The organism is Anabaena sp. TISTR 8404 (assembly GCF_056847745.1).
Genome location: NZ_CP180578.1, coordinates 2,802,093 through 2,826,862 on the forward strand (window position 1 = coordinate 2,802,093; position 24,770 = coordinate 2,826,862).

The window sequence follows — 24,770 nt, forward strand, 5'->3', positions numbered from 1 at the left end:
AATCAGGTTGAATTTGGAGTGCAATCATAGCCATGCAGCAAGTCCAAAAAAGCGGCGGATTTAGTATTAGTGCCATATCCATTCGCCAACATATCGGTACGCTCATGCTTACCTTGGCGGTAATCGTGATGGGTGTATTTTTTATTGTTAAACTGCCCGTAGATTTACTACCTTCAATTACCTATCCCCGGATTGGTGTGCGGGTACAAGCACCAGGTATTTCTCCAGAGGTAGCAATTGATGAAGTGACCAAGCCTTTAGAAGAAGCCTTTTCCGCTACTGAAGGTGTGGTACAAGTCTTTTCTCAAACCCGTGAAGGGCAAGTCAGTTTGGATTTGTACTTTCAACCAGGAGGCAATATTGACCAAGCCTTAAACGATGCCACTGCTGCCTTTAACCGGGCCAGAGGTACTTTACCAGACACTATAGAAGCACCACGCTTATTTAAAGTAGATCCTTCCCAGTTACCTGTTTATGAAATAGCGTTAACTTCACCAAGCTTAGAAGGTGTAGATTTACGTGTTTTTGCTGAAGAAGAACTAGCGCGAGAACTAGGAGTTGTCCCTGGAGTTGCCGGGGTAGATGTATCGGGAGGAGTACCAGAAGAAGTTAGAGTCAATATTGATTTAGACCGCTTGCAAAGTTTAGGCGTAGGTTTAACGGATGTCTTAGATGAACTGAGAGACCGCAACCAAGATATTTCCGGCGGTCGAATTTTGGGACAGAATTCCGAGCCATTAACGCGGACTGTAGGTCGCTTCCGTAGCGCCGAGGAGTTGAGAGATTTATCGTTTGAGGTATCTTCTGGGTCTTCTACAACCAACACCAATACTCAATCATCAGTCCCTAGCCGCCGCGTTTATTTGCGAGACTTTGCCGAAGTTATAGATGGCTCAGAACTACAAAGAGTTTTCGTTTCCCTCAATGGTGAACCAGCTGTAAAAGTCAGTATTCAAAAACAGCCAGATGCCAATACTATCAACGTTGTTGATGGTGTCAAAAAACGTATAGAAGAATTGCGCCAATCTGGTGTAATTCCTGAAGGAACAGTAATTACCCCTACTTTAGATGAATCCCGGTTTATCCGTAATTCTATTTCCAATGTTACTAGTTCTGGTTTGATAGGGACATTACTAGCTGCGATCGCAGTTCTCCTCTTTCTCGGTTCCTTACGGCAAACTTTGATTATTGTCCTCGCTATACCCCTAGCCACACTAGCGGCAATTATCTTGATGGGGTTATTTGGCTTGTCCCTAAACGTATTTAGTTTGGGTGGTTTAGCGCTGGGTGTAGGTATTGTGGTGGACAACTCCATCGTTATGTTAGAGAACATTGCCGAAGGTGTAGGAATGACCCCAGGCAAAAGTACTAGAAGCAGGTTGAACAAACAGCAATTAATCAATCAATCAGAACAAAGTAGTCGAGAAGTCGAATCAGCATTAATAGCTTCTACTAGTACTAACTTGGTAGCAGTATTACCATTTTTGCTAATTGGTGGCTTTATCGCCCTGCTATTTAATGAATTAATTTTAACTATCAGCTTTTCTGTAGCCGCTTCGATTTTAATTGCTGTTACCGTTGTCCCAATGATGTCATCTCGCTTGTTGGGATGGAAGTTTTCTAGCCGTTTGAGTGAATTTTGGCTATTGAAAGAATTTAACCGTCGCTTTGATGCTGCCACCAGAGGATATGGCGGCTTTTTAAGTATGATATTACGTTGGCGGTTAGTGACAGTTGCGATCGCCATTCTCTTTTTTGGTGGTGGTAGCTTGTGGATGGCACCACAAATTCCCCAAGAAATTCTGCCCAGGATTAGTACAGGACAAGCTAACTTAAATGCCCAGTTTCCTCCCGGAACACCTTTGGAAACTAACCTCAAAGTTATGAATGCGGTGGATGAGATTCTCCGCAACCAGCCAGAAACAGAATATGTATTTTCCACTGCTGGTGGAGCCTTATTTGGCAATACCACCAATGCCAACCCCTTACGCGGTACTAGCAACATTACCCTCAAATCTGGTACCGATGTCGAAGCTTATGTGGAACGAGTCACCCAAGAACTTGACAAATTAAACTTAGCTGGAATTCGTCTGCGCCTTTCCCCTGGACAAGTGCGGGGTTTGATTCTCAATAACTCGCCTGTACGTGGTGCTGATGTTGACGTAATCCTGCAAGGAAATGACCCAGACACATTGCAACAAGCTGGTCGTCAAGTTTTAGCAGCTTTAGAAGAGCAAGCTACCCTGGCCAGATTCCGTCCCGATGCCGATGATAGACAACCAGAAATTCAGATTTTACCTGACTGGGAAAGAGTTGCAGCCCTAGGTTTAACTACTACAGACATTGGCGATACAATTCAGACTGCCCTTGAAGGTAGCGTCCCCACCCAATTACAACGTGGCAACCGCCTAATAGATGTGCGGGTCAAGTTAAATGAAACAGCAGTACAAACACCATCTCAATTAGAAAGATTGCCATTATTTGTAGACAACAATCGCCAAATTCGTTTAAGTGATGTTGCCAGAATCGTTGAAGGGCAAGCTCCTGGAGAAATTCAACGCATCAACCAACGCCAAGTTGTCATCCTTGCAGGTAATTTAACTGAGGGCGCTAGTTTGAGTCAAGCCATAGCGCAAGTGCAGGAAGTAATAGATAACCTAGATTTGCCAGAAGGTGTTAGCCGCTTGCCTAGCGCAGCCGCCCAATCAAATCAAGAATTGCAAAGCTCCCTGCAACTATTAGGTGGATTAGCTACCTTTCTTGTATTTGTAGTGATGGCAGTGCAATACAATTCCCTCATCGACCCGTTGGTGATTATGTTTACCATTCCATTAGCACTAGCGGGAGGGATTTTCGGACTTTACATTACTAAAACAGCTATTGGTGCAACAGTCATCGTCGGTGCAGTGTTGTTGGTAGGTATTGTAGTGAACAACGCCATCATCATGGTAGAGTTAGCAAACCAACTTCGGGAACGAGATGGAATAGACCGCAAAACTGCAATTTTACAAGCGGCACCACAACGTTTACGCCCTGTACTCATGACTACTATTACCACCGTTTTAGGTATGTTCCCCTTAGCATTGGGAATTGGCGAAGGTTCAGAATTTTTACAACCTTTGGGTGTAGTTGTGTTTTCCGGTTTGTCACTAGCAACTGTATTAACACTATTTATTATTCCGTGTTTTTATACACTGCTACACGATATTCTCGATTTCCGTTGGGTGCAGCCAATTTTAGTCCACTTTGATAAGTGGAAGAAAAGATTTTACTAACAGAAATGAGGTAAAAAATTTGTGGTATTTACAACACCCTCGACATAAAAAATCGGGGGTATTTTTTAAGAATCAGCCTCTTATAGCAAAGTACTGAGTGTTGAGTATAACCCCAGTAATTTCAAGGCTTTGAGCAATCAATACTGCCCTAATACCGTTTCACTTTAAGTTTGATACAAATAGGCCGCAGGGGAGCAGGGCGCAGGGGGAAAAAGTAAACAACCAATGAATTTGTATCAGGATTTTCGTGAAATGGTATAACCTATGTGACTACGGCTATAATATTGAACTTTAATGCAAAATAAATTTGCGAACATGGGAATTTTGGATGTGATAATGACGTAAAAAGATAGCAGATATTAAAAGTCGCCATGCTGTAAGTGAAAATACAGCTTTATCTAATACTAAAAAGGAGTTTTGAAAATTTTTTTGCTTCAGTGCTACAAAAGCCCAATGGAGTTTCAAATAGTTTTTTATATCTTGAAAACTAGGGATATATGGACGATAATTTTCATTAACTAATGAGTAAATTTTTTCTTTAATTAAAATATTAGTATCTAGACGTTTATAGACAGCAAACTTATGATTATAGGCTCCTGACCAAATAGTCCGGTAAGCCAGACATTGATTGAGAAAAATCGCATCACCAAATTGAGCAATCCTTAGCCAAGAATCTATATCATCGCAATTAGCATCTAATTGAGAATCCCAACCTCCAGTTTTACAAAAAGCATCACGACTGCAAGCTACTTGTACAGGTGTACCAAAAGGCAGTAATTCCAGCAGCATACCGTAGTGAATATCTGCTTGAGGAACATAAAAAGCTAAACCAGGGCCAAGTTGAGGAGTACGACTGAGTTCTACTTCATTTTCATCTACTTGCGCCGCCACACAAGAGCAAATCACAGCACTAGGACAAAGGGCGATCGCCTTCGCCATCTCTTCGATACAATTGGCAGCTAGATAATCGTCATCATCTAAAAACTTAATCCAGTCACCACTGGCTTTTTGTACGCCTGCATTGACTGTGGCCGCATGACCTTTATTGACCTCATTGCGATGGTAAATTACTCTATTACCTAAGCTTTCTACGTAGGCTTGCGTGTCATCAGTAGAACAATCATCAGCTACAATCACTTCACAAGGAATTGTCTGGTTGATAGCAGAATCAACGGCTCGGCGTAGTAAGCTTACGCGGTTATAGGTAGTGATAACGACGCTAAATTTCATAAAAATCACACCTTTAGCAAAGCTTTATGCAATATAGCTTTCATTTTTAGATAGTCAAATCGGGGAAAAATTCTAAATCTTATATATCACTAGACTGAAAGCAGATTCTCGATTTATTATGGATGATTGTGGGTTTTTAAGCAGATAGGCTATGAACGCTCAAGAGATCATCCGCTCCATTGAAGCGGAACAACTAAAATCTAATCTGCCCGATATTTATGTGGGCGATACAGTCAAAGTCGGCGTGAAAATCAAAGAAGGTGATAAATACCGCGTACAACCCTACGAAGGTGTTGTCATTGCCAAACGCAACGGCGGTATTAACGAAACTATTACCGTTCGCCGCGTCTTTCAAGGAGTAGGAGTAGAGCGAGTGTTTTTATTACATTCGCCTCGGATTGACAGTATAAAAGTGGTACGACGCGGTAAAGTACGTCGTGCTAAACTGTACTATCTACGCGATCGCGTTGGTAAAGCAACTCGGATCAAGCAACGCTTCGACCGTCCTTTGTAATTTTTTGCTCAGGGTATGAGAGAAATCTCAATTAACAAGCGGCTTTTGCCGCTCAGTTGTCTCCCCGACAAAAATGATGTACAATAAAAATCGCAATTGCGTTAAACTAGATAAAAGTTCAGCGCAATCACCGAATCCAAACCAACCTGTGCGCTCTTAGTTCAGTTGGTAGAACGCAGGTCTCCAAAACCTGATGTCGGGGGTTCAAGTCCTCCAGGGCGCGCTCGCAAGCAAAAAACAAAACCCGAAACAATAGCACTTCTACTCAATACAGTAGCTAGTGCTGATGATTTCGGGTATAATTGTTTTATAATTAGAGATTTTTTGCTGCAAGTCAGCAGGATGGAATCAAAGCTGTAACAGTGAGATACAAATTAGCAAGATACAGCTGTACAAGAAACGGGGGGATAAACAACAGTGGCTAAAAAAAATGAAGCTGAAATGCCTGAAAATACTGGCGGGTTAAACTTGCAAAACTTCATTCAAGGAACGAAAGAAGAACTTGAAAAAGTAGTTTGGCCAAGTCGTAGACAGCTAGTGAGCGAATCAGCAGCCGTGCTGTTAATGGTGACACTCTCCGCATCTTTGATTTATTTGGTGGATGGATTGTTTGCTTGGGCAGCAAAACAGGTGTTCTGATGACTTTTGCAACAGACGACCCACTTAACTCAAATTTGCAGTCAGAGGAATCAGCAGAAGCAGCGCTCAAAGAAGCGCGGTGGTATGCAGTGCAAGTAGCCTCAGGCTGTGAAAAACGCGTCAAAACAAATTTGGAACAACGCATCCAAACCTTTGACGTAGCAGACAAAATAATTCAAGTGGAAATCCCACACACGCCAGCGGTAAAAATCCGGAAAGATGGCAGTCGCCAGCACACAGAAGAAAAAGTGTTCCCTGGCTATGTGCTAGTAAGGATGATTATGAACGACGATACATGGCAGGTAGTCCGTAACACCTCTCATGTAATCAATTTCGTGGGCGCAGAACAAAAACGTGGCAGTGCCAAAGGTCGTGGTCACGTTAAACCAGTACCTCTGAGTTACTCAGAAGTAGAGAGGATCTTCAAACAAACCACCGAACAAGAGCCAATTGTCAAAATTGACATGGCCACAGGTGATAAGATAGTCGTGCTTTCTGGCCCATTTAAGGACTTTGAAGGCGAGGTGATTGAAGTCAGTCCAGAGCGGAGTAAACTCAAAGCCTTGCTCTCGATTTTTGGCAGAGATACACCAGTTGAATTGGAATTCAATCAGGTAGAGAAACAGAGCTAAATACCAATGGCGAAAAAAGTAGTAGCGGTCATTAAACTGGCCCTGAACGCTGGAAAAGCCAACCCAGCACCACCAGTTGGCCCTGCATTGGGTCAGCATGGTGTTAACATCATGATGTTCTGCAAAGAGTACAACGCCAAAACAGCAGATCAAGCTGGTATGGTTATCCCTGTAGAAATCTCGGTTTATGAAGACCGGAGTTTTACATTTGTACTCAAAACCCCACCAGCATCAGTGTTGATTCGCAAAGCAGCGAAAATCGAAAGAGGTTCCAACGAACCCAACAAAAAGAAAGTGGGTTCCATTACTAAGGCGCAATTGAGAGAAATTGCCCAAACTAAATTACCCGATCTCAATGCCAACGACATCGAAGCGGCAATGAACATCGTGGCAGGAACCGCTAAAAATATGGGTGTAACCATTACTGAATAGTAAAAGAAGGCAGGAGGCAGGAGGCAAGAGGCAGAAGGAAAATATTATGACTTCGCACTCAGCACTCAGCACTCGGCACTCAGCACTTAAAAAACTATCGGGGGAGAAGTTAAGCTTCGCCATTGACCCCAGGAGAGAAAAATGACAAAAAAAGTATCGCGTCGCTTGCGAGAACTGCAAGCAAAAATAGAGGATAGGGAATACGCACCCCTAGACGCTTTAACATTACTCAAAGAAACAGCAACAGCTAAATTCTCCGAAGCCGCTGAAGCACACATCCGATTGGGAATTGACCCCAAGTATACAGACCAACAGTTGCGGACAACGGTAGCGCTGCCCAAAGGTACAGGACAAATTGTCCGGGTAGCAGTTATCGCCAGAGGTGAAAAAGTAACAGAAGCAACCAACGCTGGTGCGGATATCGCTGGTTCCGAAGAACTGATTGACGAAATCCAAAAAGGTATGATGGATTTCGACAAACTGATTGCGACACCAGATGTCATGCCACAGGTAGCGAAACTAGGTAAATTACTAGGGCCTCGTGGTTTGATGCCATCACCAAAAGGTGGTACAGTAACATTCGACATTGCAAGTGCGATCGCAGAATTTAAAGCAGGTAAATTAGAATTCCGGGCTGACCGTACTGGTATTGTTCATGTTATGTTTGGTAAGGCAGCTTTCTCCCCAGAAGATTTGTTAGTAAACTTGAAGGCGTTGCAAGAAACAATTGACCGTAACCGTCCTTCAGGAGCAAAAGGCCGCTATTGGCGAAGCTTCTATGTATCTGCTACTATGGGGCCTTCGATCAAAGTTGATATCACCGCTCTACGGGATTTAAAACTGACCGAAGCTGCTTAATCATAAATGGGAATAGGGAGCAGGAAAGAGAAAAGCCTACTCACGACTCCCCTAAAACTAAATAGTTCAAACCGGAGACAGCAGGTGCGAATAGCTTAATATCCTGCCGAGGTAAAAACTCTCATTGCCTGAAGTACTACCCACAAGGTGTAGGCGCTACAGCGTCAAGAGTTTTGCTGCGAACCCCGGTTAAAGAAACTGGGGTTTATTGTTTTTGGTTATTCAGAACTAGAACACACAAGCAGGAAAATAGCTGATTTTGCCCTTGGAGGTGAAACAAGATGGGTAGAACGTTAGAAAACAAACAAGAAATAGTAGCTGACCTCAAACAATCTTTGAGTGAGTCAACTTTAGCACTTGTAATTGAATACCAAGGGCTAACAGTTGCCGAAATCACAGATTTACGGCGGCGGCTGCGTCCGACTGGTACTACTTGTAAGGTAACAAAAAATACCTTAATGGGTATTGCCATTCAAGAGGACGAAAAATGGCAACCAATGTCTGAGTTGCTGAAAGGTTCTTCCGCCTTTTTGTTAGTCAAAGAAGATTTCTCCTCAGCAATTAAGGCTTACCAAGACTTCCAAAAAGCCACCAAGAAAACAGAAATGCGTGGCGGTGTCATGGAAGGCCGCTTGCTGAGAGAAGCAGATGTCAAAGCTCTAGGTGACTTGCCATCCAAAGAACAACTCATGGGTCAAATTGCTGGAGCTATCAATGCTTTGGCTACCAAAATTGCTGTGGGTATCAACGAAGTTCCTGGTGGCTTGGCTCGTGCTTTGCAGGCTGTGGCTGAGAAAGAGCAAGGAAGCACGGCTGAATAAAGTATGAAGTATGAAGTATGAAGTGTGAAATAAACCAAATAAAAAAAAGTGGTTTATTTACTGAGTTTTTCATTCTTTAGACTTCTTTAGTCAAGAGTCAGTAGTCAGTGCTAATGACAAATGACGAATGACAAATAATGAATAACTAATAAAACATTACGGAGTTACATCAATGTCTGCTACAACCGATCAAATTTTAGACCAATTGAAAAACTTGACCTTGCTAGAAGCTGCTGAATTAGTTAAGCAAATTGAAGAAGCTTTTGGCGTAAGTGCTGCTGCACCTGCTGGTGGAATGATGATGATGGCTGCTCCTGGTGCTGCAGCTGCTGCTGAACCAGTAGAAGAAAAAACTGAGTTTGACGTAATTCTAGAAGCTGTACCTGCCGACAAGAAGATTGCCGTACTGAAGATTGTACGTGAATTGACTGGTCTAGGTCTGAAAGAAGCTAAAGACTTAGTAGAAGCTGCACCTAAGCCAATTAAAGAAGGTATTGCTAAAGATGCAGCTGAAGATGCTAAGAAGCGGATTGAAGAAGCTGGCGGTAAAGTTACCGTTAAGTAGTTACAGTTCCAATACTAGTTTTTAATTAAGAAGCCTATCAAGGCTTCTTTTTTTAATGTAAATCATATTTTTAGAACAATAGCCAAGGCAATTAGGCGTTGCTGAATTAGGGGATGAAATCTCAGGTACTCAAATATTCAACTCCTTATTCTCTCTGCACCTCCGCGCCTCTGCGTGAGACAATTCATCCCGCATTTATGCAACGCCGGCAATTAGAATATCAGGAAATATAAACGATAGCAAAAGACTTTTAACTCTGTTACCTGTTACCTGTCCCCTATATATCTTACTTGAGAATAATCCGATTACGCCCTTGGGCCTTTGCTGTGTAAAGTGCTTTGTCTGCCGCCACAATCAAATCTGAAGGGGAAGATTCCCATGTAGGAATCAGGGTAGCTACGCCTATGCTTAACGTGACATATTCATTCACAATAGAAGCGTCATGAACAATTTGTAAATTTTTGACACCAGTTTGCATGGCTGTAGCTACATGAAATGCACCAGATGCATGGGTATTTGGCATAATTACAGCAAATTCTTCACCTCCGTAACGTGCCACTAAATCATGATGTTTTTGTGCATTTTTACTTAAAACCGCACCGACCTTTTGCAAACAAACATCTCCAGCCGGGTGACCATATTGATCGTTATAAAATTTGAAATAATCAATATCACATAAAATTAATGACAAAGGAGATTCCTCTTGTGCTAGATTAATCCACTGTGTATTGAGATATTCATCAAAACGACGACGATTAGCAAGACCTGTTAATCCATCAACATTAGCAAGTTGCTGTAAAGCTAGATTTGCGGCTTCTAACTGCTTATATACTTGAGCTTGCTGTAGCAGACGACGTAAACGCTGGCGCAAAACCGCCCAATGAATTGGCTTGGTAACATAATCAGATGCTCCTGCTTCAAAGGCACGATCTACAGACTCCGCATCATCCAAACTGGTAATCATTAATATTGGTGTGCGTTCCCATAATTTGGAGATGACAGTGTTTCCTGTGGCAGAGTCAGTATCAAAATTTGCCAATGCTGACATGAGATTATTTCTAGCGATTTGGAGCAAGTGCTTACAACAAGTAAAGCCATCCATTACAGGCATGATTGCATCTAGCAATACTATGTCTGGTTTGACAGTCTCATAAGCGTCTAAACACTGCTTACCATCTGCAACCTCAACAACTCGATAGCCTTCTTGTTCCATAGCTTCACGCAACAGCACGCGGATGGTCTTATCATCATCAGCCACCAGAATTACTGGAGGTTGTTTAGGAAGAGAAAATGGGCTTATGCCTGACATGAATTGCGTTCCACAGAAAATGAAAGTATCGGTGAGGAATTAACTTAAGAAAACCTGAATAACATAAATAAACTGCCAATAAGCAAGATTTTGTGACAGTAAATCTTACTGGAAGGCAACTGGCTCAAAATTCATGACCGCAGTATGAGTTGTGGGTAGAGTAATGGTGTGGCTGTTGAGTAAGTGCATGTTAGCAGCAATTTCTGATTAAATAATCTATGTGACTGACAACTGAGGCTGCGATCGCACAACAGTTCTAGCCAGGCTGGTAATTTTATTACTAAGCTATCTGACTGCACAATCAATTGTTTTGAAACAAAAGAATATTGAATTAGCTTCAGCAAAGAAAAGTTTAGACAATTAGGTTTCATAGACAATTTACTGAAAAGACAAAAGCAATTTTTAGTTATCTAGCTCTAGCTAGGTGAGGAAGCCTTATGTTTATATTTCCCTGGTAATAAAGTTTAATTACTATTTTGAGCAAAACTTCAAATCTACACTATGTTTATCAAGTTCTTAAGTTACTTTAGATACCTACAGAGTAGATGCTCAGCAATTACTAAATATTGCTGAGAAAATAGCTCAACCTCAATCTGAACATCACTAAGTTGTCTTTTATTTATAGCTATGGCAAAACTTTACCTATGTAAATTGAGGTGTAATTACATAAATTACATGAGGTTAATATCAAGTTATATAATAAACTTTATCGTTCAGAGGCTAACTCACTTGAGAGTTAAGTAAGATTTCTGATTTCAGGCTGAACAACTTATCTATGCTACAAAATATAGCTGAACCTTTCAAAAAATTATAATTTCTGACCTCGAATATATAAAGGCATAATTCAGAAACCGTAATTCTTTAAATCAAAATATTTATTTAACAATAATTCTTAAGTATATTAAAAAAAGAAATTTAAGTTAACTAAAGTATACCTATGCCAGACTCTTTAATGTATCAACAAGATAACTTCGTTGTCTTAGAAACTAATCAGCCAGAACAATTTCTGACAGCAGCAGAATTATTTGAAAAGCTGAAAACAGTTATACAAACAATCAATCATCAGGATTTACCACCAGATTTACAAAATATTGATTCTGTGGAGGCTAAAGTCCAATATCTCATCGATACTAGTTGCGAATTGGATGTTGGAACTGGAAAATATTTACAGTGGTATGCAGTGCGATTAGAAAAGTGATTTTTGGTCAATAGTCAATAGTCCAAAGCCAAGATTTAATAGCAATTTTTTCACTGAACCGGATTGTCTTATACTTCATTTGACCATTGACTATTGACCATTGACTATTGACTAGTAACTAACGCTAACTCAATTTTATCTTCGGCTGGCTGAGTAATTTTAATTTCTACTCCAGGGCCAAAATAGCTGGTCATTTTTTCTTGTTTTTCTTGCCAAACACTAATTGCTACGAAAGGAGAATCAAATTCTAAAATTAAAGCGTAAGCACCATTAGCATCCTCTTCTCGTAAACCTGTAACAGTTGGTCTTTCTTCATCGGATGGACTAAGACCTAAGTAAGATAGTGCGCCATCTAAGTGAGAATCTTGACCGTAGCAGTACCGAGTAATATCTTTGCGGATTTTATTTTGAGTTATAGTTGCTTGCTGCTCTCGTAGAGACAATACTGAAGGTGTTGTAGGTTGACTGAAGGGTATTGGTTTAAGTTCGTTGGCTTTGAGTGCTAGTCCTCCCAAGAGTAGAGGAAAACCATAAAAAAAACCGACAAGATTTAGTGTGGCATTATTAGCAGCATAAGCTATAAAGCCGACAAGGGTTAATATGCTACCAACGGTTAAACCTAGAGTTCCCAAAGATATTTGGCGTAACATGAGCTGAAGATAATATTTATTAACACATTAGTTTTATTATCATCGGCTATGTGTAACAGATTAGGGAACCCCAAAAACTTAGTTTGTTTATTCTTGACAACTTTTGGCTGGCTGATCAAGCTTTACTCATTTTTGCGTTAACTTTAAACTGGAGGACTATAGTTAACAATTTGCAGATTAACAATGGATTTACAAACTATAAAAGAACGAATCACCGCAGTTCAAAGCAAACGTGACTACCTTTTGAGCCTTTTAGAACAGCCCAACTTGGGAACTTTAAGAGTCGATGTCAATCAGGCTTTAGAAGAACTAGATGACTTAATTGATGAATATAGACGAACTATCCCAGAAACGGGAAATAATTAAGCTGCACTAAAAATTGCGTCGGTATCTCTTTTAACTCAGAGTTATACCGACGCTTCTCAATAACAGAACGTTACCAACTCTCCATCCAGAACTGAGCTAAGCCTAAGCCCATCAGCTATTCATTTTGCTACATTTAACTGGCAATTTTACTATCTCCTCTTCGGTATCCTAATTGTTTGACTAAAGCGATCAGCTCAGTTGTAGGTACATCTTTTTTACAAAAATCATCAAAGTTGGCCATTCCCGTTGCGCGTGGAGAATTAGCATCTTCTACCGAAGAGTAAGCAAGTATCTGGGTATGGGGAGAGATGGCTTTTATTTGACTAGAAGCACTCCAACCATCCATGATTGGCATCTGTAAATCTAAAACAATCACATCAGGCTGGTAGCGTTGAACCATTTCTATAGCTTCTTGACCGTTACTAGCTAACCCAACAACTTGAATATTCTCTTGACAAGAAAAAGCTAATTGCAGGGTTAAACGAGTCAGTTCGTGGTCATCAACTACGAGAACGCGTAACGCAGAAGACTCACAGGAGAGCATTAACATTCAAGGGAATAAAAATTAGTGACAACAATGTTTATAGTTTATGAGAGCAAGTACCAAGAATTACTCTATCTTATGGTTGAATAAATGCTTTTTTTTCAACCCATTCATATAGAGCAAATGTAGAAAAATTAAAGTTTGCTAAAAAAATCAAATTTTTACTAGTTATCAGCGTAAGAAATACTCTTCTGTGAATCAAGCAAATTGGAAGTTAAACCTGTAGAACGCAGTGCCATATTCATAAGAGTTATTTGTGAATTAGCTTCTGGGCAATCATCTCCAGGATGGCGTTGTATATAAGTACCATCAGCTTGCAATTCCCAAGCTTGGCGGTTATCTGCCAGCATAATTCCTAGGATTTCTTGCAAATCTTTAGCAATATCTTGATCTTTAATTGGGGTAATGACTTCCACTCGTCGATCTAGGTTGCGGCGCATCCAGTCAGCACTACCAATATAGATTTCTTCTTGGCCATTATTGTAGAAATAATAGATACGAGAGTGTTCTAAAAAGCGACCAACTATGCTGATTACGCGAATATTTTCACTGATGTCTTTTAGTCCTGGACGTAAGCAGCAAATCCCCCTAATAATGAGGTCGATTTGCACACCAGCGCGGGAAGCTTCGTACAACGTGGCTATGGTTTGTGGGTCAACAAGAGAGTTCATTTTGGCAACAATCCTTCCAGAGAACCCATTCTTCACATTTTCAATTTCACGCTGAATTAAAGATAAAAAGCGATCGCGCATATTCACAGGCGCAACCAACAATTCTCGATAGGATTTTTGCCGCGAATAACCAGTTAAAAAATTAAACAAATCTGTAATATCAGCGCCTAATTCTTCACGACAACTAAACAATCCTAAATCGGTATATAGTCGTGCAGTTTTTGGATTGTAATTGCCAGTACCGATATGTACATAGCGACGCATTCTATCTTTTTCCCGTCGCACTACCATGACGGTTTTGCAATGAGTTTTTAAGCCAACTAATCCATAGACAACGTGAACTCCCACTCTTTCTAAACGCCTTGCCCAGTAAATATTATTTTCTTCATCAAACCGGGCTTTTAATTCTACTAATACTGATACTTGCTTGCCGTTTTCAGCTGCTGCAATTAAGGCGTTAACTATCGGCGAATCACCGGAAGTCCGGTAAAGGGTCATCTTGATAGCTAGTACATTCGGGTCATGGGCTGCATGGGTGATAAACCGCACCACCGTTGCTGAGAAAGATTGATAGGGATGGTGTACAAATAAATCTTTTTCTCGAATCACAGCAAAAAAGTCTTTGCCTTCTTCCATCTCCATAACATCTGCATCTATACTGGGTTCTCGCAACCGTTGCAGACGAGGAGGAACAACAGACTGACGAGGAGGATCTTTGAGTTCGGGCAATGGTAATGCCATAAAATACATCAAGTCTCGTAGACCCAATAAACCATCTACTTCATAAACATCGCTGTCTGTTAAATCTAAATCTTGTAATAACCTGGTACGGATTGGTTCTGGAGTTTGGGATTGAATTTCTATTCTGACGGGGCTACCACCGATGCGGCGTTTGCGCAGTTCCTGTTCAATAGCTAACAGCAAATCATCTGCTTCATCTTCTTCCAGTGCTAAGTCAGCATCACGAGTAATACGAAAGGGATGATATTCCTGAATATTCATACCCGGAAATAGCGCATGTAAATTATGCGCGATCGCCTGTTCTAAAGGTACACCTGTCCAGTTGGCTGGTTGTCCATTTTCTTGAATGCCTAACTCTGGTGGTAAAGGCAAAAATCGCGGTAAAACGCTAGGAACTTTAACTCTGGCAAAAAATTCTTCTTCTGTATCAGGGTTTTTGACTACAACTGCCAAATTTAAGCTGAGATTGGAAATGTAGGGGAAAGGATGGCTAGGGTCAACAGCCAAAGGAGTCAAAACCGGAAATATTTGTTCTTCAAAATAATTATCTAAATAAGTCCGCTGTTTCTGGTTTAAATTAATGTAATCCAGCAGATGAATACCATGCTTCGCTAGTAGTGGACGCAAGACTTCTTCAAAATGTTGATGCTGTTTGACTACTTGCGGGCTAAGATTCAAACGAATATCGTCTAGCTGTTGTTGTGGGGTACGACCATCGGGAGTTAACTGAGTAACTTTAGCTTCCACCTGTTGCTTCAAAGCGGCAATCCGCACCATAAAGAATTCATCTAAATTGGAACTGAAGATTGCTAAAAACTTCAGCCTTTCTAACAGTGGTGTGCGTGAATCGCAGGCTTCGTGCAGTACTCGATTATTAAATTCCAACCAGCTTAACTCTCGGTTGAGATAATATTGTGGATCGCTCAGATTGATGGGATTAGCGCTCTTTTTAGATTTCGGCATGACGATCTGCGGGTAGCCAGAAGTAGCCCACACGACTGAAGAACAATAAACATAGTAGTGGAAATCGGTTATTGACGAGAAGTCGCTTTTTTACAAAAGTCAGTTTGCTTTGATCAAGTATTCTTGCTTTATCGAAGAAAACTTTACTTTTCCTTAATTTCTTTGGCTGCTGTAGAAATTGGTAATTGCAGATTTTGGTCGTAGACAAACTCGTTGCGAATCGTTACTTCGCGTTTGGGGAGAGTATCACTACTTGCGATCGCATCTTGAGGTGGAACGCGTAATGTATACTTGCCAACAGGAACGCCATCTACACGATACAGACCAAATTCGTCAGTCATAGCTGATAAAACTTCTGTACCTGCAATATTTACCAGTTCTACTCGCACATCTGGCATGGGTTGACCTGCAACATCGGTAATTCTACCAGCTAAACCGTATTCTAATCTGGCAGCAAAATCTAAATTGGTTACACCTGCCATACCCACTTGGGCAACCCGACTTGTTTTCGGTAAAGTAAGTTCTACAGGTAATTGTTCTGGATCAACTTCGACTCGATAAACACCTTCTGGTAAACCACCAACAAAGAAGTTGCCACTAGAGTCAGTTGTTGCACCGCCAACTGCTTTGTTGTGGTTATTGATGACCCGTACACTAGCACCTTTTAAGTCATAACCTTGGTTTTCGCCTGAGACAGTAATACGTCCGGCGATCGCGCCTCTGTCTTTACCTAGAGAGGTAAAATTACTGGGGACTGCTCTACCACCAGCAAAAGACAAATCTGATACTAATGATACAGTCAGGCGATCGTCGCCAAATACCCCAAAAGTACTTCTGTTGCTTCTAATAGGAATACCTTGATATTCAACTCTGGCAAATAAACCAGGAAGTACCTGCATACTAGCACCAGCAATCGGCCCTATTTCTCCGTCACTATAAGCTACCCCCAGTCTCCAACTTAACTGGCTGAGACTGTAAGGATTATGACTAATAGTTGCTGTGTAGCGAGTAGCAAAATCACCACCAAAATCACTACCTAAAGATAGCTGATAATTCCGAGTAAAATCATAGCTAAAGTCAGTTCTGTATCTATCACCAAAAGTATTAAAAGATAATCGAGAAACACGATTTACCTGATAAAAAGCATTAAATAAATACAGTCCGTCAATATCAGGTCTACCGCTTAGGTACAAACTTGAAAAAGGTCTGAAAGAAAAAGTAGGTGAAATATAGTCAGCAGAATCACTATCACTTTTACGACTACGAGCTAGAAAACCTAATTGAAAATTATTATTGAACCGGTAACTCAGTTCTGCACTGTGGTTTATAAATTCACCAGATTTCGTTCCATTTCTATATCCTGCTGGGACAAGCTGAGAATTAGCGCTAATATCCAAACTGCCCAATCGGATATCTAAATCTGTATTGTAGGCAAATTTATCAAAAGAGTTACCTACACTAGCAGATAGAACTACCGGATTTGCAACGCGCCAAGTGAAACCAGCCTGACTTTGCAACGCATTTGGAACAGCTTGTAACGAAGCTTCTACAGTTAAATTATCTGAAAGACCTTGACGTAATTGATAAAAACCAACTGGTTGATCAGATCCATCAAAGCTAACATTACCTAACAAAGCATTTTGGGCTAAGTTACCATTGAACCCTAAACCAGCTAATTGAACATTACCTCCGGCTGGTAATAACAAATCAGAAGCATTGACTCTAACAGAGCGAATTTCTATAGGGACACTGAGATTATTGCGATCGTAAATTAATAGTTCGATTTGATTATTCTGACCAACAGGTAAATTAACATCAACAAATTCATATCTGCCATCAAATCCTACTTGTTGTTGTGCTATTACAATCCCAGCAACTCTCAGTTGTACAAAACTTGCAGGAGGTGCTACACCTTCAAATGTTTGAATAGGTCTAGAACGTCTGGGCAAAATTTCATTAGCACTGTTATTGATGCTAAAATTTTCTGAAGGTAAATTAGTGTATCCAATTTGCGCCCCTGTTAAATTCAGTCCGTTTAACAGAGGATGTAAACCAACTTGTTGCCTACCTAATTGATAAAGAAATCGATTGTTCCGTTTATAGTAAAAATATTCTGTAAGATCAGGCGTATTCTCAAAATTATTATTGAGACGTACACGCCATAAACCACCTGCTAACCTACCACCTAAGAGCGTAGAACTTTGTAAGCTGACATCTCCAGAATTACTAACAAGATTTAATTCTTGCCGGAAATTAGAAAATCCATTGATAGGAGCAAATACCTCTGGCTGTAAGTTAAATGACTGAGCTACAGTATTTCTGCCATCTCTACTCCAAGGTAAGTCAACTATTAAAGCTAAATCTAAAGAGTTAAATTCAACTCGTGAAGATAATTTTTCTCTGACTATGGCATCACTAATATAAGTAATACCTTTAATATTTTGAATTTCATCTTCAGCCAGATCAATGACTCCAAGAGGCGTATTGAGTTGAGTAATATTTTCTTTTATTGCAACAGTAAAGCCAGCAAGTTTGGCAAAGTCCTCTAACGGCAACAACAAAGAAGTTCCTTGACGTACAACGTCTAAGCTACCAACTTCTCGTCTATTGAGAATTACCCCAAGTAATAAATTTTCTAAGTTGGAACTTGCTGTTTGAGTAAAAGTGATTCTTGAAGCGTCGTCAGCATTTAATATATTTGTGCTTACATTCACATCCTCTTTTTTTGGTTGTACTTGAGGAGTTTGTGCAGGTTTTCGGGTTGATTCTGTTGATGAATTGGGTGTAGTGGTTGCGTTCGTTGCGGTTTTCTGCGTAACTTGTGGATGAGGTGGTTGTTTTGTTAAAAAAGATGCTAAATCTGTTGATGTCTGAGACGCTTGATTAGTAGCAGTAACTTCAGTAGGTAGATTAGCAACTTTGCTTTGAACTGTTGAATGAGGCGGTTGTTTGGTTAAGAAGCTGGCTAAATCATCCGAATTTGTAGAAAATTTACCAGTTGCAATAGCCTCGCCGAATGTGGCACTCGTTACACTGGGGAATTGCGACTGTACTGTTTGTGTAGTGGAAAAGACTGCTAAATCTTCTGAAGTTTGGAAAGTATCTCTAGTAGCTGTACTTTCAAAAAGTGCTGTGGCTGTTGCGTTTTGAACTTGTGAATGTTGTTTATTTAAAAAAGCTGCTAAATCTTCTGGTGGTTTGGCAGTATGAGTATTAGTAGCAACTGTGGCAGATGCTGTGGGTGTTGTTTGTTGAACTTGTGGCTGAGGTGTCTGTTTAATTAAAAAAGCTGCTAAATCTTCGGAAGTTTTGGTAGTTTCACCAGTGATTTCAGCAGGAATGGCAACTTCTTTATTTTGAACTTGTGGTTGAGATGGTTTTTTGAAAGCTACTGAGTCTTCCTGTGATTTGGAATTATCACTTGTAGAAACTTTGGTAGGTGCTTTAACTTTGGTACGTTGAACCGAAGGCTGAGGCGGTTGTTCGGTTAGCAACGCCACTGAATTGTCTGTTGTGGTTGTAGCGTTGTTGGTGGTGGCAACTTTGGTGCGTGCTTTAACTATAGTACGTTGAACCGACGGTTGAGGCGGTTGTTCGGTTAGCAACGCTACTGAGTTGTCTGTTGTGGCTTTGTCAGTGCTGGCGACTTTGACAGGTGCTTTGATTTTTTGACATTTAACTAGTTGTTTAGTCAATAAATCAGGAAATTCTTCTGGCTTTTTTGTAGTTTCGTCAGTAGTAACAACTTCTGCTGGTGGTGTTGTTGATATACATTTGACCATTTCTTCGGTCAACGAATCAGCAGATTCTTCTGATGTTTGCGAAGTATTAGCCGTCAGAACTTGGGACAGTGCTGTATCTGTCGTATTTTGTAAAACTCCCGCTTTATCAGAATTTTCCTCAGTAGAAAACTCCGCCACTGGTGTAGTTTCTGGAGGAATAGGAGTAGCTACCGTATGTCGTGCTTTTCTGTAGGCTGGTTTAGTACTAGTTTTATCCAACGCTACGGTAGGAATCTCTTTTGCAGGTAAGGTGGTGACTTCTGTTGGTGATAAAGGAGGGGAGGGTTGGTAGATCATATTTGAATACGAATGCTGGTAAGACAGCCTAAAAAGGGTGTAGGCTGCAAGGAAATCGCAAAGACAGACAAAATAAGTAACTTAAAAGGAGATTGAGGACTAAAAAACCCTATGGGTTGCGAGGCGTTACAAGACGACGCAGAGAACTAGGAAGGCTATTGCTAGAAGGTTTTACTGTGCTGGCTGTATTGGTTGCAGATGTGACTGTAAAGGGAATACCTTTATCAATTGGCGTACCGTTTAAATCACCATTGATATCTAGCACGTATTGGCCAGGTGGTAATTTTTTAGCAATTTTAAGTATCACTTGACGACGAGTATCTGGCAGTACAGGGCTTGAAGGTAAAGAACCTGCATCTAATACACCGTTTGGTAGACTGATTTTCTTTTGTCCTAAGTCTGCCATTGCTTTAGTAACACTTGCCCCAGGATATTTGTTGGCTGGCCAAACTGCATATTGACCTTTCATCCTGACATAGGCATTACCTTGACTGGAAACATCGAAAGCTGCTTTTATGGGGGCGGTTTTATTGTCTACGGTGATGGAATTGAGTACACCAACTCTTTTGACATCACCAACATAGCCGTAAACAGCAACGCCAAAACGCCCAAGAACTTTGACATTTGCAGTTGCTTTAGGGTCATTATTTTCGTCTGGCCCCGGTAGTTCTTCCACATAGATAAAAGCACGATGTTCTCCGGGTTGTGGTTGAACGCGGGGACGAATTGCAAACCGGACTGTTTGAGCTTTACCGGGAGGAAGGGTAAACTGAACGGGATTAACGAGAATCCATTGGTCTAAAGATTGCTCAGTTGGTGCTACAGGTTGAACTTCATTTTTTTCATTTAATGTCCAGCCTTGAGTGTAAATTTTAAAAGTAGCTGGTTTTTTACCATTATTTAGGACTTTAAAGGATTGAGTGACTTGTTTTTTTTGCCCAATATTTAGCTCAAATCTGGGAGGGCTAACGCCGATTGATATTGCTGCTATTGGTTGACAATATAAAGTTGCTAAACCAATTGCTGCTAAAACACCCACACACAATTTCTTCATAATTCCGCACACCACTATTTATTCAATATCAAGCAAATTACTTTTTCACAGTTGTTCTATTACATCTATATGTAAGTCGCAAGAATAGTTACCAGAAGCTTGAGTATTGTTCAAATCAATCTTGAATTTTGCTCCACCTTGGATAACAACTTTATCTGGATTCGATGAGCTTGGGCCAACAGGAGTAATTGGAATAGGTTCAATGCTTAATTGAATTGCTGAACTCTGATTATTACATTGATAATTAGCTGTGAAATTATTCTCAGTACCGCTTGCTACTTCTAGCTGCCATAAGTTATTAATGGTGCGGATAATTTGTTTATTTGCAGGAGTGAATGATGCCCCTGTTAGTCCGCTACCCTCTGCTACTTTTTGGACAGTATTTTGAGAATCAATATCGCTAACTACTACAGGTATTTGGAGCGCATCAGTATTGATTTTGAGACAGCCATCGGCAACGCTTTGACAGTCTAATTGTGCTTGTGCTATGTCAATATTGCTGAGTTGAGATAAACAAAAGATAGATGCTGCTATGCCAATATAAAATTGCCGTTTCATTGAATTCCTCACGGGGCAATATCACAAAAGATTAATGTGGCAATTGATAAGAGACAGAGCAACAGAAATATTTCACTTTGTAACTGAAAAGTCTGTAAAAAGGGTAAAGGCTGCCAATGCAGCCCAAATAACTTAGCCCGCTAAAGCAGGTCGAGTTGATCTAAAGACTGTGGCATACATTTATCAAAAATGTGCAAAATTAAAGATGCACCACAGAACGTTTAACCTAGCAAAATTACCTTGCTCTGAGTCAGTTGTAACTGCCACTTAAGCTCTCTGGAAATAAAGAAGATCAACTTTACTTATTGAGCTGTAGCTGTAATTGTCAAAGTTCCACCTGTGTGGTCTCCTGATTCTTTGACGTTAGTAAAGTCAAATGTAAAGTCTAATGCTCCTAGAATGGCATTATTGTAATCTAGACCGGGAGCAGCACTGCTAGTAGGTGTATTAGGAGTAACAGTCAGCCCAATGGTAGATGTATTTTTTGTCAAGTTACCAGTGTATGCTGCCCCGTGGCTAATATTTCCAGTAGGCCCGCCTAGACCCCAAGTTTTATAGACAACAACTCCTGTGAGTGTTTTCGTTGTACCGAAAGTGATACTAGCACCACCGTTAAGAGGGGAAGCAATAGTACTGGAAGTTAAGTCGTTTGTTCCAGCTTCGGTTTGTATTGGTGTTCCAGGAGTTCCAGATGACAAATCTGTTAGTGATGGTGTGAAAGTCAAACTACTATAGGTTTCCAGATATACGATGTCTGGAATTGAAACAGTAATTGGTACAGTAGTTGAAACTTGAGCTTTAGCAGGAGCAGATAATAAAGCACTTGCTAGAGTGGCAGTACCTAGAGCTAATACAGCTGCAAAAAAATTCTTTTTCATGGGGGCTATGTAAATCATTCTTGACGAAAAGATTACACAATCAATCTATCCTTGTATCAAAAATGTCACCTCAGAAAAATCACCAAAATCTATGAAGTTTATACATATTTGGATTAGTACAACTACTATGTACTTCCCTAATTCATCAATAAAATATCATCCTAAAATTTAACTAAGTAAATTGCTATAAATTAATTCAAAATAATTTCAATTACAGTATAATTACTATTAGTATTACAGTGGTATGACTTGATAAATAGGGTAAAGAACTAATTAAAATAAATGGGAAATAATAAGTTTTTAATTAATTAACGGGCTATATTGATGAATTTCGAGTGAATTCAATATCATACTGTTCTAACTTAGTAGCTAGGAAAATTATTCTGCTGCGATATTCTATTTGTTTACTGTATTCTGAGCTAATAGCTTTCTTTATCAATAAATCTACGTAAGTAGCTCTGGGTTGCAAGTATGTTTCAAGCTACTCGCCGTCGTCTTGCTATTTGGTATACTGCCGTAACTGCGGTGTTGCTGTTACTGTTTGCTAGTGGTGTGTATTTATATGTCCGTAGTACGTTGGTGGAGCGGATTGACGATACGCTGAATCATGTCGTGGAAATTGTAGAGCGATCGCTTGTCATCGAACCAGTAAATGATGAAACTGACAAACTCCGCATTAATGTAGAAGCCAGTTTTCGCAACAATGCCAATAATGTAGACGATGACCACATCGATTTAGAATGGTTCAGTCCTACAGGGAAATTACTTTGGTCAACTTTATCAGAACCTCTCAATATCCCCATTCACGGTAATCATACTGGCGAAACAGTACGAGTACCTAAACAAGACCAGTGGGGAGACTCAGAACTATCGTTGCGTCAAGTAACTCAGCGCGTAGAATTTGGACGACAAGTATTAGGATATCTGCGTGTAAGTCATCCTTGGTTTGAAGTTACTAAACCCAGCCGTCAGCTAATTTTGGATTTAGCACTGGGGATTTGGTTAATGTTACTGTCGGTAGCTGCAAGTGGCTGGTTTCTTTCGGGTAAAGCAATGGAACCAGTAGGCGATTCTTATCAAAGACTGAAGCAATTCACAGCTGATGCTTCTCATGAATTGAGAAGTCCCATTACTTTAATTCAAACTAATGTGCAAGTCGCTTTAAGTGAATTGGAGTTAGTGGAAGCAGAAGTTAGTACTTCCGCCAACTATCGCCAGCAGTTAAAGGTAGTAGAAAGACTGACGCAACGCTTGGGTAAGTTGGTTAATGACTTACTGTTTTTGGCACGTCAAGATAGTGGTATCAGTAAAGATACGTTCTCACCTTGTCCTTTAGATGCGTTGCTGATGGAAGTTGTCGAAGAACAGCAACTTTTAGCAAGTGAAAAAGGCATTACTTTGAATTTAAACCTAGTTGACCCCCCTGCTATTGAAACTAGTCCAGAACTGCTAGAAAATTGGTTCACATTAGTAGGTCATTGGGATCAGCTAGTAAGGCTATTGACAAACTTAATTAGTAATGCTTTGCAGTACACTCCAGCGGGTGGAAAAGTAAATGTAGAGTTGACACGCCAAGAAGGAATGAGTCGGGTATCAAGGATGCGTGTCAGTACTGCTCAGTTACAAATTAAAGTCAGTGATACTGGTGTTGGTATTCCCTCAGAAGCATTACCACGTTTGTTTGACCGCTTTTATCGGGTAGATCCTGCACGGACTCATAAAAAAAGTGGAAATACAGCTACAGACAGTGCTACAGGTTCAGGCTTAGGACTGGCGATCGCTCAAGCTATTGTGGAAAATCATCAAGGTCAAATCCAAGTTGAAAGTACCATTGGCAAAGGAACAACTTTCATTGTCACTCTACCCATAACTCTAGAGTCTTAAATTTTTTTTATTTTTTTGTTTCCTGTGACAGATGAATAGATTTGGCGTTACTTACTAACTTATATAGCAAAGCTGGCATTTTTAATTCATAAATTGAAGCGCTAACAGTTTATTGTTGACTCTTTTAATTCCCTAGAGTAGCCAGATAAACTGCTGATTTATTTTGCTTAAATGCAGCTAATCAATAAGTTATTGGAGGAGATTAGATGCAAACTCCTATTGCAGAAAAAAATCTACCTTTTTTAGAAAAGGTAAAACAACAAAGTGGTTTAGCAGACCTTTATGATGCTAGAGATATTACAGAAGTAGTATTTCGGGTTATGCGTGACCTGATGACTACAGAAGCAGCTGACCGAGTTGAAGCAGAACTGCACAAACCAGCCGAAGAAACTGATGATAAATCTCTGCAAATGGAAATTGCCGAATTGTGGCATGATACAAATCCTATTGTCAGCTTTTTGAGCCGTGTACGTCCACCTTGGCAAGGCCCTGGCATTTTTAAAATTGATAGCGATCGCTTTTTATTTCGAGTAGCTAATGAAGGTACTATGCCACCAAATGTAGACCGTGAACAGGTGGTGAAAGCTGTTTTTTCTGCTACTAAAGATGAATTATCTTCAGAAAGAATTGAGGAAATTGCTAGTTGGTTACCAGATAAAGTTCGCCAACTTTGGGAAGAAGCTTAGATTCGTAAATTTATCTGCCTAAAACTTTTGGGTTATGAATTGCCATTAAAATACAATTCATAACCCAAATATAATTTAAATAATCTTATAATTGAAATTAGTTAGATTTTAAATAATTTATTTTCCAATCAATTCCTAAATATAGGATTAGTAAATACTTACTAATATTTAATATCAAAAATAATTTTTATGAAATTTATACTGCTGGCTGTCTTACTCTAGA

General features: G+C 40.2%; 21 protein-coding genes, 1 tRNA gene and 1 other annotated feature. Of the genes, 13 read left to right on the plus strand and 9 right to left on the minus strand.

Annotation, left to right across the window (positions count from 1 at the left end; all coding sequences use genetic code 11):
- Nucleotides 1-32 precede the first annotated feature (32 nt).
- Nucleotides 33-3,275, plus strand: coding sequence for an efflux RND transporter permease subunit (locus tag ACMX3D_RS12180; protein ID WP_482751669.1), 3,243 nt, complete (start codon nt 33-35; stop codon nt 3,273-3,275).
- Between the two features lie 291 nt (nt 3,276-3,566).
- On the opposite strand, the gene ACMX3D_RS12185 is transcribed toward ACMX3D_RS12180, so the two are convergent.
- Complete coding sequence (locus tag ACMX3D_RS12185; protein WP_482751670.1) at nt 3,567-4,505, minus strand: glycosyltransferase family 2 protein; 939 nt, start codon at nt 4,503-4,505, stop codon at nt 3,567-3,569.
- A gap of 151 nt (nt 4,506-4,656) precedes the next feature.
- On the opposite strand from ACMX3D_RS12185, the gene rplS reads away from it, so the two are divergent.
- From rplS to rplL, 8 genes are all read left to right on the plus strand, one after another.
- Entirely contained in the window at nt 4,657-5,019 is a 363-nt protein-coding gene (rplS, locus tag ACMX3D_RS12190; protein WP_190589086.1) for a 50S ribosomal protein L19, read from the plus strand.
- Nucleotides 5,020-5,169: 150 nt separating this feature from the next.
- A tRNA-Trp gene (locus ACMX3D_RS12195) sits at nt 5,170-5,242 on the plus strand.
- Between the two features lie 194 nt (nt 5,243-5,436).
- A complete protein-coding gene (gene secE / locus ACMX3D_RS12200) occupies nt 5,437-5,658 on the plus strand; it encodes a preprotein translocase subunit SecE (protein ID WP_482751671.1) in 222 nt (73 codons plus the stop codon).
- Nucleotides 5,658-6,290: a transcription termination/antitermination protein NusG gene (gene nusG, locus ACMX3D_RS12205; RefSeq protein ID WP_482751672.1), complete on the plus strand. Its 633-nt coding sequence runs from the start codon at nt 5,658-5,660 to the stop codon at nt 6,288-6,290. Before secE ends, nusG begins: the two co-directional genes overlap by 1 nt.
- Before the next feature lie 6 nt (nt 6,291-6,296).
- Complete coding sequence (gene rplK, locus ACMX3D_RS12210) at nt 6,297-6,722, plus strand: 50S ribosomal protein L11 (protein WP_482751673.1); 426 nt, start codon at nt 6,297-6,299, stop codon at nt 6,720-6,722.
- A gap of 141 nt (nt 6,723-6,863) precedes the next feature.
- Nucleotides 6,864-7,580 carry a 50S ribosomal protein L1 gene (gene rplA, locus ACMX3D_RS12215; protein WP_482751674.1) on the plus strand — a complete coding sequence of 239 codons (717 nt, stop codon included), beginning with the start codon at nt 6,864-6,866 and terminating at the stop codon, nt 7,578-7,580.
- Between the two features lie 53 nt (nt 7,581-7,633).
- Nucleotides 7,634-7,799, plus strand: a sequence feature (ribosomal protein L10 leader region).
- Nucleotides 7,800-7,861: 62 nt separating this feature from the next.
- The gene (rplJ, locus tag ACMX3D_RS12220) at nt 7,862-8,401 is read left to right on the plus strand and encodes a 50S ribosomal protein L10 (protein ID WP_482751675.1); all 540 of its coding nucleotides are present in this window, start codon (nt 7,862-7,864) and stop codon (nt 8,399-8,401) included.
- Nucleotides 8,402-8,573: 172 nt separating this feature from the next.
- Complete coding sequence (gene rplL, locus ACMX3D_RS12225) at nt 8,574-8,966, plus strand: 50S ribosomal protein L7/L12 (RefSeq protein WP_482751676.1); 393 nt, start codon at nt 8,574-8,576, stop codon at nt 8,964-8,966.
- A gap of 286 nt (nt 8,967-9,252) precedes the next feature.
- Here the strand turns inward: rplL and ACMX3D_RS12230 are convergent, their stop codons facing one another.
- Nucleotides 9,253-10,275 (minus strand): GGDEF domain-containing response regulator, encoded by a 1,023-nt coding sequence (locus ACMX3D_RS12230; protein ID WP_482751677.1) that lies wholly within the window; start codon nt 10,273-10,275, stop codon nt 9,253-9,255.
- A gap of 937 nt (nt 10,276-11,212) precedes the next feature.
- On the opposite strand from ACMX3D_RS12230, the gene ACMX3D_RS12235 reads away from it, so the two are divergent.
- The gene (locus ACMX3D_RS12235; protein WP_482751678.1) at nt 11,213-11,473 is read left to right on the plus strand and encodes a CRR7 family NDH-1 assembly protein; all 261 of its coding nucleotides are present in this window, start codon (nt 11,213-11,215) and stop codon (nt 11,471-11,473) included.
- 104 nt (nt 11,474-11,577) lie between these two features.
- Here the strand turns inward: ACMX3D_RS12235 and ACMX3D_RS12240 are convergent, their stop codons facing one another.
- Complete coding sequence (locus tag ACMX3D_RS12240; protein ID WP_482751679.1) at nt 11,578-12,123, minus strand: DUF2854 domain-containing protein; 546 nt, start codon at nt 12,121-12,123, stop codon at nt 11,578-11,580.
- Nucleotides 12,124-12,306: 183 nt separating this feature from the next.
- On the opposite strand from ACMX3D_RS12240, the gene ACMX3D_RS12245 reads away from it, so the two are divergent.
- On the plus strand, nt 12,307-12,489 hold the full coding sequence (locus tag ACMX3D_RS12245) for a hypothetical protein (protein WP_482751680.1): 183 nt from the start codon (nt 12,307-12,309) through the stop codon (nt 12,487-12,489).
- Between the two features lie 133 nt (nt 12,490-12,622).
- Here ACMX3D_RS12245 and ACMX3D_RS12250 read toward each other — a convergent pair whose 3' ends face one another.
- The 6 genes from ACMX3D_RS12250 to ACMX3D_RS12275 all read right to left on the minus strand — a co-directional run bounded on the left by ACMX3D_RS12250 (nt 12,623) and on the right by ACMX3D_RS12275 (nt 21,977).
- The gene (locus ACMX3D_RS12250) at nt 12,623-13,039 is read right to left on the minus strand and encodes a response regulator (RefSeq protein ID WP_482751681.1); all 417 of its coding nucleotides are present in this window, start codon (nt 13,037-13,039) and stop codon (nt 12,623-12,625) included.
- A gap of 158 nt (nt 13,040-13,197) precedes the next feature.
- Nucleotides 13,198-15,408, minus strand: a complete 2,211-nt coding sequence (gene ppk1 / locus ACMX3D_RS12255; RefSeq protein WP_482751682.1) for a polyphosphate kinase 1 — start codon at nt 15,406-15,408, stop codon at nt 13,198-13,200.
- Between the two features lie 143 nt (nt 15,409-15,551).
- Nucleotides 15,552-19,487: a carboxypeptidase regulatory-like domain-containing protein gene (locus ACMX3D_RS12260; protein ID WP_482751683.1), complete on the minus strand. Its 3,936-nt coding sequence runs from the start codon at nt 19,485-19,487 to the stop codon at nt 15,552-15,554.
- A gap of 109 nt (nt 19,488-19,596) precedes the next feature.
- Nucleotides 19,597-20,541: a fimbrial biogenesis chaperone gene (locus ACMX3D_RS12265; RefSeq protein WP_482751684.1), complete on the minus strand. Its 945-nt coding sequence runs from the start codon at nt 20,539-20,541 to the stop codon at nt 19,597-19,599.
- Nucleotides 20,542-20,586: 45 nt separating this feature from the next.
- On the minus strand, nt 20,587-21,099 hold the full coding sequence (locus ACMX3D_RS12270; RefSeq protein ID WP_482751685.1) for a hypothetical protein: 513 nt from the start codon (nt 21,097-21,099) through the stop codon (nt 20,587-20,589).
- Nucleotides 21,100-21,401: 302 nt separating this feature from the next.
- On the minus strand, nt 21,402-21,977 hold the full coding sequence (locus ACMX3D_RS12275; RefSeq protein ID WP_482751686.1) for a hypothetical protein: 576 nt from the start codon (nt 21,975-21,977) through the stop codon (nt 21,402-21,404).
- 471 nt (nt 21,978-22,448) lie between these two features.
- Here ACMX3D_RS12275 and ACMX3D_RS12280 point away from each other — a divergent pair, with 471 nt between their 5' ends.
- Together ACMX3D_RS12280 and ACMX3D_RS12285 are read left to right on the plus strand one after the other, a co-directional pair.
- On the plus strand, nt 22,449-23,861 hold the full coding sequence (locus ACMX3D_RS12280) for a sensor histidine kinase (protein WP_482751687.1): 1,413 nt from the start codon (nt 22,449-22,451) through the stop codon (nt 23,859-23,861).
- A gap of 206 nt (nt 23,862-24,067) precedes the next feature.
- Nucleotides 24,068-24,547, plus strand: a complete 480-nt coding sequence (locus ACMX3D_RS12285) for a DUF2267 domain-containing protein (RefSeq protein ID WP_482751688.1) — start codon at nt 24,068-24,070, stop codon at nt 24,545-24,547.
- Nucleotides 24,548-24,770: the final 223 nt, after the last annotated feature.

Excerpts from the sequence above, each read along its gene's own strand:
- ACMX3D_RS12180 (WP_482751669.1), top strand. The coding sequence starts at position 33 with ATGCAGCAAGTCCAAAAAAGCGGCGGATTTAGTATTAGTGCCATATCC.
- ACMX3D_RS12185 (WP_482751670.1), bottom strand. The coding sequence starts at position 4,505 with ATGAAATTTAGCGTCGTTATCACTACCTATAACCGCGTAAGCTTACTA.
- rplS (WP_190589086.1), top strand. The coding sequence starts at position 4,657 with ATGAACGCTCAAGAGATCATCCGCTCCATTGAAGCGGAACAACTAAAA.
- nusG (WP_482751672.1), top strand. The coding sequence starts at position 5,658 with ATGACTTTTGCAACAGACGACCCACTTAACTCAAATTTGCAGTCAGAG.
- rplK (WP_482751673.1), top strand. The coding sequence starts at position 6,297 with ATGGCGAAAAAAGTAGTAGCGGTCATTAAACTGGCCCTGAACGCTGGA.
- rplA (WP_482751674.1), top strand. The coding sequence starts at position 6,864 with ATGACAAAAAAAGTATCGCGTCGCTTGCGAGAACTGCAAGCAAAAATA.
- rplJ (WP_482751675.1), top strand. The coding sequence starts at position 7,862 with ATGGGTAGAACGTTAGAAAACAAACAAGAAATAGTAGCTGACCTCAAA.
- rplL (WP_482751676.1), top strand. The coding sequence starts at position 8,574 with ATGTCTGCTACAACCGATCAAATTTTAGACCAATTGAAAAACTTGACC.
- ACMX3D_RS12230 (WP_482751677.1), bottom strand. The coding sequence starts at position 10,275 with ATGTCAGGCATAAGCCCATTTTCTCTTCCTAAACAACCTCCAGTAATT.
- ACMX3D_RS12235 (WP_482751678.1), top strand. The coding sequence starts at position 11,213 with ATGCCAGACTCTTTAATGTATCAACAAGATAACTTCGTTGTCTTAGAA.
- ACMX3D_RS12240 (WP_482751679.1), bottom strand. The coding sequence starts at position 12,123 with ATGTTACGCCAAATATCTTTGGGAACTCTAGGTTTAACCGTTGGTAGC.
- ACMX3D_RS12245 (WP_482751680.1), top strand. The coding sequence starts at position 12,307 with ATGGATTTACAAACTATAAAAGAACGAATCACCGCAGTTCAAAGCAAA.
- ACMX3D_RS12250 (WP_482751681.1), bottom strand. The coding sequence starts at position 13,039 with ATGTTAATGCTCTCCTGTGAGTCTTCTGCGTTACGCGTTCTCGTAGTT.
- ppk1 (WP_482751682.1), bottom strand. The coding sequence starts at position 15,408 with ATGCCGAAATCTAAAAAGAGCGCTAATCCCATCAATCTGAGCGATCCA.
- ACMX3D_RS12260 (WP_482751683.1), bottom strand. The coding sequence starts at position 19,487 with ATGATCTACCAACCCTCCCCTCCTTTATCACCAACAGAAGTCACCACC.
- ACMX3D_RS12265 (WP_482751684.1), bottom strand. The coding sequence starts at position 20,541 with ATGAAGAAATTGTGTGTGGGTGTTTTAGCAGCAATTGGTTTAGCAACT.
- ACMX3D_RS12270 (WP_482751685.1), bottom strand. The coding sequence starts at position 21,099 with ATGAAACGGCAATTTTATATTGGCATAGCAGCATCTATCTTTTGTTTA.
- ACMX3D_RS12275 (WP_482751686.1), bottom strand. The coding sequence starts at position 21,977 with ATGAAAAAGAATTTTTTTGCAGCTGTATTAGCTCTAGGTACTGCCACT.
- ACMX3D_RS12280 (WP_482751687.1), top strand. The coding sequence starts at position 22,449 with ATGTTTCAAGCTACTCGCCGTCGTCTTGCTATTTGGTATACTGCCGTA.
- ACMX3D_RS12285 (WP_482751688.1), top strand. The coding sequence starts at position 24,068 with ATGCAAACTCCTATTGCAGAAAAAAATCTACCTTTTTTAGAAAAGGTA.